Origin of the sequence: Acetobacterium sp., from assembly GCF_039830195.1 — a bacterium.
GTDB lineage: Bacteria > Bacillota > Clostridia > Eubacteriales > Eubacteriaceae > Acetobacterium.
Map to the genome: position 1 here is coordinate 1 of NZ_JBDODG010000008.1, position 16225 is coordinate 16225.

Here is a 16225-nt window from a genome sequence, read left to right on the forward strand (position 1 = left end):
TACCCGTGCTCGGGACTTTCACCCGTTAGATTGCGCCCATGCCGGGCGCACATAATTAAGGCACTCTACGAAAAATGGTCGTAGGGTGCCTTGTTTTCGTGTTTATGTCTATAGGTAAAGTAGAATTAAGATTCATTTCAGTTTCTTACTGTCATTATTCCAGACGCTCAAAAATACGATAGCATAAGTAGGTCAAATAAGGAGACGGTATTTTTTTTTGCCCAAAATCCCAATCTTTCAATTTCATATACACCGATTCAGGCGTAAAATATTTATCTTTATCCTGTTTGTTTCTTATCAGGGTTATCATTTCCTTTAATCGCGGATCTTGATGCACGAATTTGTATTTACTAAGAACTCCTGCCATGCTGACAATGTCATACCAGCACGATGGCGCTTTCAACTTACGGAAGTCCGTCCCCATATAGAACACATACGGATGCTGATCAAGGCTGTTTTCCCAGAGACTTAGTAGCGCATTAACGCAGCAATGAGCGACCTGGGAATCCCGATACTCTGGTATGTATGATAATAAATCGGCCATTATCATCGTTGCATATGGGCAGCAATCGGCCTTTTTCCCGGGACCACGGAATTTACCGAGTTCTAAAGAAACGGCGCACGGGAAGCCATTATCACGGCACAACGAAACCAAATAGTCAACGCCAGGCTTAATATGTTCATGATAATCCATGCCTGCTTTTATCAGCGCAAGCAAAAGCAGCGGGGCATCGCACAGGCACCAGCTAAAAACATCCACACCCGCTCCGCCAAAATGCTTCGGTACGTTTGTCAGAGACTGATAAATGCCGTGCTCATCCTGATGCTTAAGAATTTCATCAACTGCCGTTTTTATTTCAGGTACTTCCATATCGAATCCGAGATCTAGAAGAAACATGAGCTTGTGTATCGGCAAATCAGGATTTTTATGATTTCTCACCAGACTCGCGTGAAAATTCGCAACACTAGAAAGGTGTTTTTGAATACGATCATCCACTAATGCTACATTTCTGATTTCTACAAGACTGTCCTTTGGTTCATGGAACAAGTGAAGTAGAATCGCGTATTTCAGCCAATTGTTGCTGTGATCCAATAGCTTTTTATAATCCATTCGCTCATCACCCCTTTTTAATAAAATTGAATTAATAAACCTCTATTAAATAGTACGAATCGTGCTTGCCATCGTCTAAGCATCGGACGTTTCCAATGTACTTTTATTCACCTTCCCCTTCAGTGATTTCATTTTCCTGTTCATAATAGTAGGAATAATCGACACCCTTCATAAACATTTCTCGGTCGTTTATCTTATCTGTCAAGGAAAACTGCAAAAGTGCTTTTATTTGCGTTGGATTTGACACACTCTTTTCCATCGAAGTAAGATAGTCTTTTTTATTAATTTTGCTCCAGTCCACGCACAATTTCAGGTTCTTTTTCAGAATCAGGTCAAGCCAAATGCGCATACTTCTGCCATTGCCCTCCATAAAGGGGTGAGCGACATTCATTTCTACGTACTTATCTGCAATTTCTTCAAAAGAATTTTCTGGCATTTTTTCAATTTTATTCAGCGTTTCAGGCAAGAAACGGGCCATCGCAAATTGAAAACCACCCTTGGCAATATTAAGCGTCCTGATTTGCCCGGCAAAGTCATATAGCCCTCCGAATAAATAACCGTGAATCTGCTGTAAGCCTTTGACAGTACCGACTTCGATTGTATCAAACAAGGAACTGTCGAAAAGAGCATATGCCTTTGATTTGCTCTTCCCATCAATCGTTTCATCGCTATAACTAAACCATTCAATAAAACGATTTGCTTGTTTGCTTGGAAAATTTTTCGCAAGTTCGATGATACCGTCATGATCAAATGTATCGGTTCGATATTTTTTCCCGTCAGCAGCAATCAATTTCAGTTGGTTAGCGGCACTAACCAACTCGTTGTTTTCTTTTTTAAGTTTCGTCTTTAAATATTTCCAATAATTTCTGTTTTTTGTGTAGTCGTCCTCACCACGCAGCACACTGATGATATCCAGCACAGAAAACCACCACTTGGCTTTTTCATCGTCCCAGACAGCCCGCACTTCTTTATCATCAAAAAAACGAATGGAGATTTTGCTCATCTCAATCACCCCCTATCAGTTCATTGGTTACCTTTAGTCATTTTCGACAAATCTTGCTACGCTCTCACCGCACTTCTTGCAATGTCCTTGCAAAACCAAACCGAATTGATCATTTTGAATACCATAATCGACAATTGTCGTAACCCCACATTTTGAGCAAAACACATTATTTAAGAGCCGTTGCTGCATGTCCACGGGTATTTTTGCCCATTTTTTCAGCCCTTCCATATCTGATGATCTACATTGATCTACTAAATTCACATAGCACCTCGCCTTTCTTATCTCGAAATTCAATACAAGGCCTTGTTAACAAAACATCTAAATCAACCACTCAACCAGCCCCAAAAGCCAAAAACATCTAAATCGACTTCTCATCAAGCACTGTTATCTAAATCGTACTGTACGGGCCAAAATCAGCCCTTTAGATCGATTCCCACGAAGCAAAATTTAACATGTTTCAGATAATAAAATTATACCACAAAAAAGAAAAAGCCCAGTAATACCGGGCTTTCCACACATCGTTTATTTTTCTTTTGACATCAATACCACCGTCTCAACGTGGCTCGAGAGGACAGAATGAATGTCATATAAGTGTGTCCGTTCTCGGAAACATATCCACTGCGTTTTTGGCACTATCGGTAGACGGGAACATATCCACCAATCGTACCGTTTATGAAAAGGGCACTCTTGCTAGGAGGGCCCTCAATAATAAACATTAATGTAATTAATAGTCTTTTTTCTTTACTGGAATCCAGATTTCGCTTCGATACTTTGGATTTCCAGTGTCTGGACTCTCGTTCCACAAAATTTCAGGACCTTCAACTGCCTCATACCCTGAAGACGGAAACCACTCTGAGTATATCCTTCCCCATACATTTTGAAGTGTTTCCGGGAAGGGTCCAATGGATTCGAAAACTGCCCAGGTACTGGCTTCTATTTTTAATACATCAAGTTCTGCTGTTTCATCACTTGAAGTTGCTACACCGATGTAATGATCTAGTTCTCCTCTTTCTTCCATTCTTCCTTCCGAGAAATTAGTGGAAGCACTAATAATACCAGTTGGTTCTACATTTGAAATTGCTTTTAATTGTTTAATAACCTCCGGGGTTAAAAGTTCAGTCATTTTTGCAATCTCTGGATTAACACCTTTAAAAATAACTGGAACTCTCTTCTTAAATCCTACTAACTTAAATGCCTCTTTTTCAACAATACGATAGTTCATTTCGCATCCTCCTTGTATTGATAATTGAAAGGTCATTCGAGGATAAGCTTTTAATTGTGTATTCTCACTCCTTGCCTCAGAAGGGAGAATACCATGCAGGGAATGAAAAGCACGGGAAAATGAATCAGCCGAATTATAGCCATATTTTACGGCTACATCAATTATTCTCAAATCCTTATCTTTCAAATCAAGTGCTGCCAGCGTTAATCTTCTTCTCCGAATATATTCTGATAAGCTTATACCTGATAAAAAAGAAAACATCCGCTTAAAATGATACTCTGAACAGTAAGCAATTTTAGAGACTTCACTATAATCAATATCCTCAGTTAAGTGCTCTTCAATGTATACCATTGCATTATTCATACTACTTAACGAATCCATCAAACAACCTCCTTTCATCGTCAATATTATCAAAGGATGTGCTTACCAATCCGACAATCTGTGCACAGTATAGTCGGCTATTATTTAAAATATTCTCTTATGAGACTTAAGAAACGAAATCTAATTCATGCTTAACTTTTCAATTGCATGTTTTCCATTAGTTGGGAAGACCACATGCTTTCCTTTGTTACTTAAATTTTTGCTTATTTAAATTAGAATCTCTTGGTTACTTGTATTCACTCGGAACAGGAATATTAAATCTCTCACACAATAGTTTTACATCATGCACATCATTTTCATCATACTCATAGCCCAAGTGAAATAATATTTGATTTTCAGCATCAATACATCTTACCGTTTTATCGCCTATTTTCCCAATGCCGCTAAACACTTCTGGAGGATATGCTTCCCCTTCAAAAACAATGTATCCTTGTTCGTTGAATTTAAATATATGAAGATCAATTATCCTGCCTTTACTATCCTTCCAAACCGTGTGGGATGTGGTGGTATATGCTTCGGTAACCTCAGCAAAACCTTTTTCTTTTAATATTTCAATAAACTTTCTTCCATTACTTTCTTCCACAAATAAATCAATATCGTTGTGTACTCTTGTTTCTTCTTCTAATAATGCATCTACTCCCCAACCGCCATCTATCCAAATGTTAATTTTATTTTCCTCAGCATATGTTATTATCTCAATGGCATCTGTTTTATTTACCATGCAACCCCTCCGTTCAAATTAAAATTTATAAGCGATAAATCTCGAAGCTATTATGCTAAAGATGAAGTTTGCCTTTTTTTGCTCGCCATAATTAGAACTAAATCGAGGCTCCAGCAACCCCCCAGATTTAAGTCCCCTTTTGTGCCGTGGTAGAAATGCCCCGTGTCTAATGATTTTTCATTAATTGCTCTAGCCCTTCTTCGGATGTTAACATTTCAAGATTATTAAATATTTCCTCTTCGCCCCAGTTCCACCATTGGAGCTTTAGCAAGAATTCAACCTTTTCATCACTAAATCGTTTTTTGATAAATTTAGCTGGATTCCCACCATATATTGTGTATGGTTCAACACTTTTTACTACTGTTGAGTTAGCAGCAATAATCGCACCATCACCAATTTTAATACCCGGCATAATGGTAACATTCTGTCCAATCCATACATCATTTCCAATCACTGTATCACCCTTGAATGGTAACTGCTCTATTGTTGGAGTTACCTTCTCCCAACCACAGCCAAAGATATTAAAGGGATAGGTTGTAATTCCATCAATTCTATGATTTGCACCATTCATAATAAACTTAACACCCTCTGCAATTGCACAGAACTTGCCTATTATCAGTTTATCCCCTAGAAATTCGTAGTGATGCTCTATATTATCATAAAATTTCTCTGGAGACTTTTTATTATCGCTATAATAGGTATATTCGCCAATTTCTACATTGAAGCGTTTTGGGAGATTTTTTATATAACAAACTGTTTTTATGTTTTCATTTGGATATAGTTTTTTCTTATCTGGTCCTGCCATAAGATATACACTCCCTTTCATTTTTAATATGTTTCTAAGCTATTCATATTTATACACCACATCCATATTACATCCATCCTATCTCCTCAACCCTACGAATTTATCTAATCTGTCAACTCAACCCTACCTAAATTTATGTCTTTTTTTGCTAAAAAATTACCCTCGATATGTTCCCTTATACGCATATAGAGGGTTTGAGTCGAGTGGACAGATTTACTTTCATTTTATGAAATCCAGTATTCTCAAGACTTTCACGACTTCACTTTCTCGTTATCAACACAACACACTCCACATGGCCGGTACCAGGGAATAAATCCACCGGTTGAACGGCCTTGATAGCATAACCGGCCTCTGTCATGAATTTCAGGTCTCGCGCCAAAGTTGACGGGTTGCAGGAGACATAAATGACCCGCGGTGTTTCTAGTTCGGTGATCGCTTCCAGCAAAGTTTCTTCACAGCCTTTGCGAGGTGGATCCAGAACAATCAGATCCGGCTTAAGACCTTCTTCTTTGATGATCGTAAGCATCGTATCTTCGGCCCGACCGAGATGGAAGCTGGCATTTTCAATCTGATTGAGTCCGGCGTTTTCGCGGGCATCGAGAATGGCATCATTGATGCTTTCGATTCCGATCACTTGTTTCGCCTGAGCAGCCAGATAAAGGCCAATGGTGCCGGTGCCGCAATACAGATCAAAGACGGTTTCGCTGCCGGTCAGGTTGGCATAGGCCTTGATGGTGTCATAAAGCTTGACGGTCTGTTTAGAATTAACCTGGAAAAAAGAATTCGGTGAGATTGAAAAATTGAGATCCCCAATCTGTTCAACCAACCGGGCGGCGCCGTGGACACAGAGGCTTTTGCGGCCCAGAATGACATTGCCTTTTTCGCGGTTGATATTGACGTAAATACTTTTGACATTGGGAATCCCGGCCAGAATACCATCGACAATCGCCTGACGCTGACTTAAATCCTTGCCGTTAATGATCAGGGTGATCATGTTTTCGCCCTGCAGATTGGTCCGTTGCAGGACACCGCGGATATAGCCCTTGTGGGTCCGTTCATCATAGATGCTTAAATTCAGCTCCTTGATCAGGGCGTTGATGGTTTTAATTGCATCGGCAGCCGACTCCGGCTGGTTAAGACAATCCTCGATATGGACCAGATGATGAGATTTTTTGGCATAGAAGCCCATCCCTTTATGATCGAGTTTAAACTGGGCTTTATTACGATAACGCTGGGGATCGTCCATCCCGATGATCGGAGCGATATCAATCTCTTTGAGACCGCCGATCCGCTGCAGGGCATCTGCCACCATCTTGGCTTTGGCCCGCAACTGTCCCTGATAACTCATATGCAGGATCTGACAGCCGCCACATTGCAGAAAATACGGACAGGCCGGGGTGACCCGTTCTGGGGAGGGGGTCGTAATCGCCAGCAGTTTCGCCTGGGCATAGGTTTTTTTGACATTCTTGATTTCAACTTCCACCACATCCCCGGGCAGGCCGCCTTCAACAAAGACGATCATGTTCTCCAGTCGTCCGACTCCTTCGCCACTGTGGGTGATGTCCATTAATTCCATGGTATACTGCTCGCCAACTTTAATCTGGTTGCTTGTTTCGTTCATTCTTACTTCCTTAATTTTCTTATTTTTTATTGTTCGAGATAGGCCTTCATTTTATCGAAGGTTTCTTCCGAGATAATATGTTCAATGCCACAGGCATCCTTTTCCGCGTTTGGTAGTGATACATCCAGCGCCCGGACCAGAAATTCCGTGATCAGCCGGTGTTTCTCATAGACCTTCACCGCCCGGTTCGTGCCCGTTTCAGTGAGGTAGATCTGGCCATAGCGTTCATGTTCCACATAACCCAACTCCTTGAGTTTGCGGACCGCATCATTGGCGCTGGCCTTGCTGACATTGAGTTCCAGGGCCACGTCAGTAATCCGTACCCCCCTGCCGTGTTTTTGGCTTTCCAGATAAATGGTTTCGATATAATCCTCAATGGATTCCGTTAATTTTTTTTCCATTTCTACCTCTGCTGTTATCTTTTCGGTTTATTTTTTGACCGCTTCGCCGGAGCGGGCTGGCCCGATCTGTTTTTACTGGTTTGTTTCGTTTTCTTAAACTTAGCGGTTTGATGATCGGCACTTTTTACCTTGGCCGGAATCAGTGCTTTTTTATCGCTGCCGATCAAATCTTCGCGATAGACTTTGGTCAGCGCCTCGTGGACGAGCAGATAGTTCTCCCGCTTATTGTACTGCACCAGGGCCCGCTGCATGTTCTTTTCGCGGCCCTTGGGAACATAGACCGGCGCCATCGTCAGGGGGTTGACCCCGGTATGATACATGGCCGTGGCGACTGAGCCCGGAGTCGGATAAAAATCCTGAACCTGTTCCGGAAAAAAGCCCATATCGCGGATATATTCGGCCAGCTTAACGGCATCCTGAAGACTGCAGCCGGGATGACCGGTGATGAAATAAGGCAGCACAAACTGGTTCTTGCCCAATTGTTCGTCAATCTGTTTAAAATGGCGGGCAAAGTTTTCATAGACCTTAAAGGCCGGTTTGCCCATATGCCGCAGCACCTCATCGGAGACATGTTCCGGCGCGACCCGTAGCTGTCCACTGATATGGTGTTCAACCAGTTCCCGGAAAAACGCCTTGTCCTGATCCAACGCCAGATAGTCATAACGGATGCCCGAGCGGATAAAAACTTTTTTGATACCCGGCAGTTTTCGGACCGCCCGGAGGGTCTCCAGATAGGGTTTGTGGCTGGCATCAATGTTTTTGCAGGGTTCCGGTGCCAGACATTCGCGGTCCGGACAATAGCCCCGGGTGGCCTGCTTTTTACAGGCCAGATGCGAAAAATTGGCCGTCGGTCCGCCAATATCATGGATATAACCTTTAAAAGCAGGATCTTTGGCCATTCGTCCAGCTTCCCGGACAATCGAATCACGGCTGCGCATCTGGACGTATTTACCCTGGTGAATGGCCAGCGCGCAAAAAGTACAATTACCGTAACAGCCACGGTTGGCGGTGATGCTAAACTTTACTTCCTCCAGCCCCGGCACACCGCCGACCGCATCATAGCGGGGATGCCAGCGGTAGGTAAAGGGCAGATCATAAAGATCATCAAACTCGGGCTGCGACAGCGGTGGCTGCGGCGGGTTTTGCTGCAGGTAGCGGTTGCCAGTGGGCTGGTAATATATACGCGGATCATGGGCATTGTTACTGTGGTAAATCAATGCCGTGGCCCGGGCATAGGCCGCGGTATCGGCGATCACTGCTTCGGTCGTCGGTAGCAGCACCGCATCGCCGGCTTCCGCTTCGCGGCTGATCACCGCCGTGCCTTTGATATGGGTCAGCTGCTCGACCGGGATGCCGGCACTTAAGCCTTCAGCAATCTCCAGGACCGCCCGTTCGCCCATGCCGTAAACCAGCAGATCGGCCCGGCAATCAAAGAGAATCGGCCGGCGGACTTTTTCCTGCCAGTAATCATAGTGGGCAAAACGCCGCAGACTGGCTTCGATGCCGCCGATGATCAGCGGAATTTCGCCGAAGTTTTCCCGGATCTTACCGCAATAAACAATGGTGGCCCGGTCCGGTCGCAGTCCGGCCTGGCCGCCGGGGGCATAGACGTCCTCGCGACGGCGTTTTTTGTTGACGGTGAAATGGTTCACCATCGAATCGAGATTGCCGGCGGTGACCAGAAAGCCCAGTCGCGGGGCGCCCAGCTTGTTAAAATCGTCGTTTTCCTGCCAGTTGGGTTGGGCAATGATACCCACTGAAAAACCCCGGGCCTGGAGGACCCGGCCGATGATAGCCGCCCCAAACGAGGGGTGATCGACATAGGCATCCCCGGTCACGAGAATAAAATCGCATTGGGCAATGCCCTGGGCTTTCATCTCTTTTTTGGACATCGGCAGAAAAGCCTTATTTTCTTTGGGAGAGGTATCGATTCGGGCTTTTTTGCCGGAATCGTTGATTGACTTATTCATTCATACCCTTTCTTAATAATTTTTCACATCTATTTATAACAAACCGCTAAAAAGATTTATAGTTAGCCAAAACGTTCGTGAGCTTCGCTGCCCGTTTCCCACAAACACTTGTTACACTGTACGGCGTACAGGCTACCGCCTGTTCGCCTACACGTTACACAAGTGTGTTGTGGAAACAGCCATCAAAGCAACCATTGTTCGACCTTTTCTAAAATATTTTAAAATAAACCGGAAAGTTAATCAGGATCACCGCAAAGATGACCAGAAAAAAGGTCTGGTTGAGTTCGATGGTCATGCCGATGGTGTCGCCGGTCATACCGCCGATTTTGTGTTGTAGATTTTTCATCAGCAGCAACGCCGGCAACAGCGTTATCACGGCGGTCAGCAGACCGGGCAGGCCCAGGATCAGGGTGGCATAACCCAGTAATAGGACCAGATAAATAATAAAATGGTGGAGCTGCGTCATTTCCACAAAGCGTTTGCCCAAACCGCCGCCGCCGGGGGCGTAGCTGGAAAAACAGGTGGACATGATCGCCATCGTCCGGCCGAACACCGGCATCACCAGCAGAGCGGTGCTGTATTCGGGCAGGATAATGGTATAGCTCATCCAATTGGTTAAAATGATTAAAATCAGACCGATGGCACCAAAGGCTCCCAAACGACTGTCTTTCATGATTTCCATCATTTTTTCCCGGTCCCGGGCCGAAAACAGGGCGTCGGTGGTATCCGCAAAGCCGTCCAGATGGAGGCCGCCGGTGAGCCAGATATAGACAATCACCATCAGCAGCGCCTGGAGCTGGACAAAGTGGATCAACGAGAATAAAACGGCTGCGCCCCACAGGATAAAACCAATAAAAACCCCCACCAGGGGGATTAAAATCATCGATTCATAAAATTCCTCGGCACTGACATCCGCAAGCTTGATCGGGATCCGCGTAAAAAAAGAAATTGCTATTAAGATTTTTCGCATGTTATTCTCCAAATTAAAAATAGATCCGGGTTGGTTTAACCCAGAAAAAAGAAAAGCATGAATTTGCATTCATACTTTATCCATTCGTGGTTTCTGAATTTGTTTTTTTAATTAATATCATTTTTAATAACTAAACTTCATCCACAAAATCGAAACGATTTTCAATCAGTTCTTTTAATTGCTCAACCGCTTTTTTTTCGTCGTCACCCGTTGCTTCTATTTGTATCTCGTCGCCTTTTTGAACGGCTAAAATCATGACACCCATAATGCTTTTGGCATTAACCCGGGTTGCGTCTTTTTTGATATAAATTTCGCTTTTGAAATGATTGGCTTTTTGTACAAACAGTGAGGCTGGTTTTGCATGGAGTCCGGCCTTGTTATTAACGATTACTTTATCAACTATCACTATAATCCACCCCTTTACTTTAAAATTCCCCTATGTTACTATTATAACCTCAGTATGCTATTTTAGCAAGTAAACGACTTTTATTTCTTTTTAACTTGTCAAATCTTTTTTTAAGTTTTATAATGTATGATATGTAAAATGAGATTAACACTTTGCGGAGGTGAAAAGAATGAAAGTTACTAAAGATATGGGCATCTTAGATGCTGTTAACGCATATCCGGATTCTGTCAACGTATTCCAGGCATATGGCATGCATTGCTTTGGTTGTATGGCGGCACGTTTTGAAAGTATTGAAGAAGGTGCTATCGCCCACGGCATCGATGTTGACAACTTGATTAAATCAATCAATGACGCCATCGACGCAGTTGATTTAACAAAATAGTATAAGCGAAATTAGCAACGTATTTTAATTAATACGTTGCTTTTTTTTATCTTTATTTAATTTTTTAACAATTCCCCCTTGAAATCATCAGGGATAATTGTTACAATGGTCAGAATCAAATATAACGATAGAGGTGCGGACTTTAAGATTAACGGCGGTGACCATGGCTAATGGGTTGAAGCGTTGTGAAAGGAAAGCTCGCCGAAGGATCATGTTTTGCCAACCTGTTCCTGGGCTTACTGTTAAGAGCAGTGAGACTGTCATCATTTTTTATGATGGAGTGCTATCTAAAACCCAATGGAAGCTTTTTTGAGTGTTTTCTTTGTTTTTTAGCCGGTACCCGTTACCGGCTTTTTTTTAATTTCAATTCTTGGAGGTACTATGAAATCTTATAATGTTGCAGTTGTTGGCGCCACCGGTATGGTGGGACAGAAAATGCTTCAGGTCCTGGCGGAACTTAAATTCCCGGTCAAGAACCTGTATCCGATGGCATCGAAACGGTCGGCTGGCAAAGAAATTATTTTTAACGGGAAACCCTACGTGGTGCAGGAGCTTTGTGACGAAGCTTTTGACCAGGATATTGATATTGCCCTGTTCTCGGCTGGTGGTGACACCAGCGAACGGTTCTCGCCGGTAGCGGCGGCCAAAGGCGTCATCGTCATTGACAACAGCAGCGCGTTCCGGATGGATCCGGCGGTACCGCTGGTCGTGCCGGAAGTCAACCCCGAAGATCTGGACTGGCATAAAAACATCATTGCCAATCCCAACTGTTCCACGATTCAGGCGGTAGTGGCGTTAAAACCGCTTTATGATGCCTTTGGGATTGACCGGATTGTTTATTCCACCTACCAGGCGGTTTCTGGTTCCGGGGTCAAGGGCTATGCCGATCTGGAAGGCGGGATCAAGGGCGAAGACAATGCCTTCTATCCCCACCCGATTGCCTATAATGTGCTGCCCCACATCGATTCCTTCCTGGACAATGGCTATACCAAGGAAGAAATGAAGATGATCAACGAAACCCAGAAAATCCTCCATGACGACAGCCTGCGGATCACCGCTACCACGGTCCGGGTTCCGGTTTTCTACAGCCACAGCGAAAGCGTCAACGTGGAGCTGAAAAAACCGTTTGAGCTGGACGCCATCCGCACCCTTTACAGCAACGCCCCGGGGATTATCCTCCAGGATGATCCGGCCAACAACGTCTACCCGCTGGCCCGCACCGCTGAAAACACCGATGAGGTCTATGTCGGCCGGCTGCGCCGCGATTTCAGCATCGACAACGGCCTGAACCTCTGGGTCGTCGCCGACAACATCCGCAAAGGCGCCGCCTCCAACGCCGTCCAAATCGCCTTCGAGCTGAGCAAACGCGGCTTGATCTAGGCTTGGGGTTACGGCTGACTACCGTACCGACAATTGTTAATCTGTTGTTCGCTGCGGAATCGGACAGGTTTATCAACCTGTTCGCTCCGATGCGTACAACATGATGTAACAATTGTCGGTACTAGGTTAGTGTTTTCAATTATTGTTCTTCAAAGAGCAAATCATTCTATGTTCGAATTTTAGAATTACTTAAGTCGTTAACGTTTATTTGAGATGCAGATGACCCAGTACCGACAATTATGAATCGGGTTGTGTGCATCAGAGCGGACACGGCAGAGCCTGTCCGAGCTGCAAGCATACAACAGATTAACAATTGGTCGGTACGGTATCTCACATAAAACCACAAATCAAAGGAGATTGAAATGAGTATTTTTACAGGAAGCTGTGTCGCCCTGGTGACTCCGTTTAAAGATGGGAAAGTTGATTTTGAACGCTTTCACAAACTGATTGACTGGCAGATCGAAAACAAAACCGATGCCATTCTGATTGCCGGCACCACCGGTGAAACCTCAACCCTGACCGATGATGAGCATCTCGAACTGCTCCGCGATGCCGGCAAGTACATTAATGGCCGGGTGCCTTTTGTGGCCGGCACCGGCAGTAATGACACCGCCTATTCGATCATGCTGTCCAAAGAAGCCGAAAAAGCCGGCGCTGATGCCTGCCTGATCATTAACCCCTATTACAATAAATCCACCCAACGCGGGATCATCGCCCATATTTCGGCGATTGCCAATGCCATCACGATTCCCGTGATTATTTATAATGTGCCCAGCCGCACCGGGATGAATATTGCCGTATCCACCATTAAAGAATTGAGCAAGATCCCCAACGTGGCAGCGGTTAAAGAAGCCAGCGGCGATATCAGCCAGGTCACCGAAATTGCCCGGGTCTGTGGCAATGATATTGATATTTACAGCGGCAACGACGACCATGTCCTGCCGATACTGGCCGTCGGCGGCAAGGGCGTGATCTCGGTCTCCGCTAACATTATTCCTGAAGACATGCACAATCTGGTCGCCAGCTTTATGGCCGGTGATCTGGCGCGGGCCCGGGAGCTGCAGTTTAGCACCAACCTGGTTAATCTGGCGATGTTCTATGAAACCAACCCGATTCCGGTTAAAACCGCCATGGGCCTGATGGGTCTGGACTCCGGCGAAATGCGGTTGCCGCTGATCGAGATGGAAGACGCCAACAAAGCTAAACTGATCGCCGATTTAACAGCCTACGGCTTATTATAGGAGGCCACCATGATCAATATTTTACTCAGCGGCGTCTCCGGCGCCATGGGTGCCACCCTGCAGCAGATCATTGCGGCCAACCCCGATACCCAGGTGGTGGCCGGTTTTGATCAGCAGGCGCTGACCACCCTACCCTTTCCGGTCTACAATGATCTGACCAAGTGTACCGAAGCGATCGATGTGATCATCGATTTTTCTCACTTTGCGGCCTTTCCGGCGATTTTCGGTTTTGCCCGAAGCCACAAAATCCCCATCGTCATCGCCACCACCGGCCTGTCTGAGGCCGACCTGGCAGCCATTGATGAAGGGGCCAAAGAATTCCCGGTATTTAAAACCGCCAACCTGTCCCTGGGCATCAATCTGATTGCCAAGATGCTGACCGAAATGGTCGCCAAGCTGGAAAGCGGCTTTGACATTGAAATCATCGAAAAGCACCACAATAAAAAGCTTGACGCCCCCAGCGGCACCGCCCTGCTATTGGCCGACGCCATCAACGACGGCCTGGTCACCAAAAAGGACTACACCTACGGCCGTTACGGCCGAGATGCCAAACGCACCGAAAACGAACTGGGCATCCACGCCATTCGCGGCGGCACCATCCCCGGCGAACACTCGGTGATCTTCGCCGGCAACGACGAAATCATCGAAGTCAACCACATCGCCCTGTCTAAAAAAGTCTTCGCCGAAGGCGCCGTCAAAGCCGCCCAATTCCTGGTCGGCCAGGCCCCCGGCCGCTACGACATGGCCATGGTCGTCAACGACTAGTTTCGCTTGATTCAGGCGCCTTAAAAAAAGTATAACCCAGTACCGACAATTGTTACATCATGTTGTACGCATCGGAGCGGACAGGTTGATAAACCTGTCCGATTCCGCAGCGAACAACAGATTAACAATTGGTCGATACGGTATTTCACATCGCTCCCCCCACACCATCACAGAAAGGATCAACTAACAGTCGATTAATCATAGCTGCTACTGATTTAGAGGTTAATCTCATGAATATCGTTGTTCAGAAATACGGCGGAACCTCGGTTGGTTCCACCGAACGGATTTTAAATGTTGCCAAGCGCATCATTGCCAAGAAAAAAGACGGCCATCAGATTGTGGTGGTGGTTTCAGCCATGGGCAAAACCACCGATGATCTGGTCAAGCTGGCCTATGCCATCAATCCCTCCCCACCCAAGCGCGAGCTGGACCGGCTGCTGTCCACCGGCGAGCAGATTTCCATTTCGCTGCTGTCGATGGCGCTGCAATCACTCGGTCACGACGCCATTTCTTTTACCGGCCCTCAGGTGGGCATCCGCACCAGCGGCCGTCATACCAAGTCGCGGATTGAAGGCATTGACACCACCAAGATTTTAGAGTCATTAAATGAAGATAAGATCGTCATCATTGCCGGTTTTCAGGGCGTCAATGAAAATGACGACGTCACCACCCTCGGCCGCGGCGGCTCGGATACCAGTGCCGTGGCGCTGGCCTGCGTACTGGAGGCCCCCTGCGAAATCTATACCGATGTCGAAGGCATCTACGGGGTCGATCCCCGGCTTTATCCCCAGGCCAAAAAGCTTACTGCCGTTTCTTACGAAGAAATGCTGGAAATGGCCAGTCTCGGCGCCGGGGTCATGCATCCCCGGGCGATCGAACTGGCCAGTAAATACGACACCCCAATCTGGGTCGCCTCCAGCGAATTCGAGGTCCCCGGCACCATCATTAAAAAAGGAGAAAACAACATGGAAGGACAATCCATCACCGGCGTGGCCATTGACAATGACGAAATTATGATTACCATCCGTGATATTCCCTTTGATCGGAATATCACCTCCCAGTTTTTCAGTCAGTTTGCCACCAAAAGCATTAACATCGATATGATCAGCCAAAGTGCCCCCATCGATGATCTCATCAACATTTCCTTTACCGCCCCAGCCACCGATCTTGACGACGCCCAGAAAATCCTCGCGGCGTTTCAGGACAAACATCCCGGCATCGGCGTGATCATCAATGAGCAGGTTTCCAAACTGTCCGTAGTCGGGATCGGTATGCGCAGCCAGTCCGGCGTCGCCGCCAAGTTTTTTGCGCTGCTGGCCGACAACAACATCCAGATGCTGATGATCACCACTTCCGAAATCCGGATCAGCTGTATCATCCCCGCCAAGGACAAGGACAAAGCCGTCACCGCCACTGCGGACGCCTTTGATTTATAAGAACGACCTGTTTTAAAAAATAAGGCCCACAAAAATAAGCCCGCAATACCAACCGGACAGGTCGGTATTGCGGGCTTATTGGTTCAGGAAACTTCCTGTTATTGTTTTTTGGGGTGACGGGGATTTTTTGAGACGATGTCAATGGCCCGGGTCAGTTCACTGGTCAGATCGGCCTTGTGTTGGGTCGTCATTTCATCGATTTTAGAAAATAGCAGCCCTTCGTGGGTCACAAAATAAGCCGGTTTCAGCTTATTGAGCGCGATCGCCTTAATATCTTCAAGACAAAGCTCACATCGGCATATTTCTGGATACTGTTTGAGCATATGCGGTAAAAATGAATCCACCGCTTCCTCCATGTAATTTTTTAACATCTCTTTCCCTCCAAAGTTTGTCGATTTATTTTTTGAGTT

Annotated in this window: 17 protein-coding genes, 1 pseudogene and 1 riboswitch; of the genes and pseudogenes, 5 read left to right on the top strand and 13 right to left on the bottom strand. The window is 45.7% G+C overall.

The window, feature by feature from the left end; genetic code table 11:
* Nucleotides 1-154 precede the first annotated feature (154 nt).
* The 12 genes and pseudogenes from ABGU93_RS02785 to ABGU93_RS02840 form a co-directional block, all read right to left on the bottom strand.
* Nucleotides 155-1111 carry a hypothetical protein gene (locus ABGU93_RS02785; RefSeq protein ID WP_347411989.1) on the bottom strand — a complete coding sequence of 319 codons (957 nt, stop codon included), beginning with the start codon at nt 1109-1111 and terminating at the stop codon, nt 155-157.
* 103 nt (nt 1112-1214) lie between these two features.
* Nucleotides 1215-1799, bottom strand: a complete 585-nt coding sequence (locus ABGU93_RS02790; protein WP_347412045.1) for a Fic family protein — start codon at nt 1797-1799, stop codon at nt 1215-1217.
* A pseudogene (locus ABGU93_RS02795) lies at nt 1800-2114 on the bottom strand (BRO family protein); the annotation flags it as partial.
* 33 nt (nt 2115-2147) lie between these two features.
* Complete coding sequence (locus tag ABGU93_RS02800; protein WP_242825030.1) at nt 2148-2375, bottom strand: hypothetical protein; 228 nt, start codon at nt 2373-2375, stop codon at nt 2148-2150.
* Nucleotides 2376-2838: 463 nt separating this feature from the next.
* Nucleotides 2839-3717: an AraC family transcriptional regulator gene (locus tag ABGU93_RS02805; RefSeq protein WP_285215430.1), complete on the bottom strand. Its 879-nt coding sequence runs from the start codon at nt 3715-3717 to the stop codon at nt 2839-2841.
* 226 nt (nt 3718-3943) lie between these two features.
* On the bottom strand, nt 3944-4438 hold the full coding sequence (locus tag ABGU93_RS02810; RefSeq protein ID WP_285215429.1) for a nucleotidyltransferase family protein: 495 nt from the start codon (nt 4436-4438) through the stop codon (nt 3944-3946).
* 166 nt (nt 4439-4604) lie between these two features.
* Nucleotides 4605-5243: a Vat family streptogramin A O-acetyltransferase gene (locus ABGU93_RS02815; RefSeq protein ID WP_347411990.1), complete on the bottom strand. Its 639-nt coding sequence runs from the start codon at nt 5241-5243 to the stop codon at nt 4605-4607.
* 259 nt (nt 5244-5502) lie between these two features.
* Entirely contained in the window at nt 5503-6864 is a 1362-nt protein-coding gene (gene rlmD, locus ABGU93_RS02820) for a 23S rRNA (uracil(1939)-C(5))-methyltransferase RlmD (RefSeq protein ID WP_347411991.1), read from the bottom strand.
* Nucleotides 6865-6890: 26 nt separating this feature from the next.
* Entirely contained in the window at nt 6891-7265 is a 375-nt protein-coding gene (locus ABGU93_RS02825; protein ID WP_347411992.1) for a metal-dependent transcriptional regulator, read from the bottom strand.
* Nucleotides 7266-7279: 14 nt separating this feature from the next.
* Complete coding sequence (locus ABGU93_RS02830) at nt 7280-9235, bottom strand: YgiQ family radical SAM protein (RefSeq protein WP_347411993.1); 1956 nt, start codon at nt 9233-9235, stop codon at nt 7280-7282.
* 208 nt (nt 9236-9443) lie between these two features.
* Nucleotides 9444-10205 carry an adenosylcobinamide-GDP ribazoletransferase gene (gene cobS / locus ABGU93_RS02835; RefSeq protein ID WP_347411994.1) on the bottom strand — a complete coding sequence of 254 codons (762 nt, stop codon included), beginning with the start codon at nt 10203-10205 and terminating at the stop codon, nt 9444-9446.
* Nucleotides 10206-10335: 130 nt separating this feature from the next.
* Nucleotides 10336-10611 carry an HPr family phosphocarrier protein gene (locus tag ABGU93_RS02840; protein ID WP_347411995.1) on the bottom strand — a complete coding sequence of 92 codons (276 nt, stop codon included), beginning with the start codon at nt 10609-10611 and terminating at the stop codon, nt 10336-10338.
* A 169-nt stretch (nt 10612-10780) separates the two neighbouring features.
* Between ABGU93_RS02840 and ABGU93_RS02845 the strand changes: the two genes are divergently transcribed.
* The 5 genes from ABGU93_RS02845 to ABGU93_RS02865 all read left to right on the top strand — a co-directional run bounded on the left by ABGU93_RS02845 (nt 10781) and on the right by ABGU93_RS02865 (nt 15815).
* On the top strand, nt 10781-10993 hold the full coding sequence (locus ABGU93_RS02845; RefSeq protein ID WP_347411996.1) for a DUF1858 domain-containing protein: 213 nt from the start codon (nt 10781-10783) through the stop codon (nt 10991-10993).
* A gap of 120 nt (nt 10994-11113) precedes the next feature.
* A riboswitch (Lysine riboswitch) is annotated at nt 11114-11287 on the top strand.
* An 87-nt stretch (nt 11288-11374) separates the two neighbouring features.
* Nucleotides 11375-12373: an aspartate-semialdehyde dehydrogenase gene (locus ABGU93_RS02850; RefSeq protein ID WP_347411997.1), complete on the top strand. Its 999-nt coding sequence runs from the start codon at nt 11375-11377 to the stop codon at nt 12371-12373.
* 362 nt (nt 12374-12735) lie between these two features.
* On the top strand, nt 12736-13614 hold the full coding sequence (dapA, locus tag ABGU93_RS02855; RefSeq protein WP_347411998.1) for a 4-hydroxy-tetrahydrodipicolinate synthase: 879 nt from the start codon (nt 12736-12738) through the stop codon (nt 13612-13614).
* 9 nt (nt 13615-13623) lie between these two features.
* The gene (gene dapB, locus ABGU93_RS02860; RefSeq protein WP_347411999.1) at nt 13624-14379 is read left to right on the top strand and encodes a 4-hydroxy-tetrahydrodipicolinate reductase; all 756 of its coding nucleotides are present in this window, start codon (nt 13624-13626) and stop codon (nt 14377-14379) included.
* A gap of 230 nt (nt 14380-14609) precedes the next feature.
* Nucleotides 14610-15815 (top strand): aspartate kinase, encoded by a 1206-nt coding sequence (locus tag ABGU93_RS02865; RefSeq protein WP_347412000.1) that lies wholly within the window; start codon nt 14610-14612, stop codon nt 15813-15815.
* Between the two features lie 98 nt (nt 15816-15913).
* Here ABGU93_RS02865 and ABGU93_RS02870 read toward each other — a convergent pair whose 3' ends face one another.
* Entirely contained in the window at nt 15914-16186 is a 273-nt protein-coding gene (locus ABGU93_RS02870; RefSeq protein ID WP_347412001.1) for a late competence development ComFB family protein, read from the bottom strand.
* Nucleotides 16187-16225: the final 39 nt, after the last annotated feature.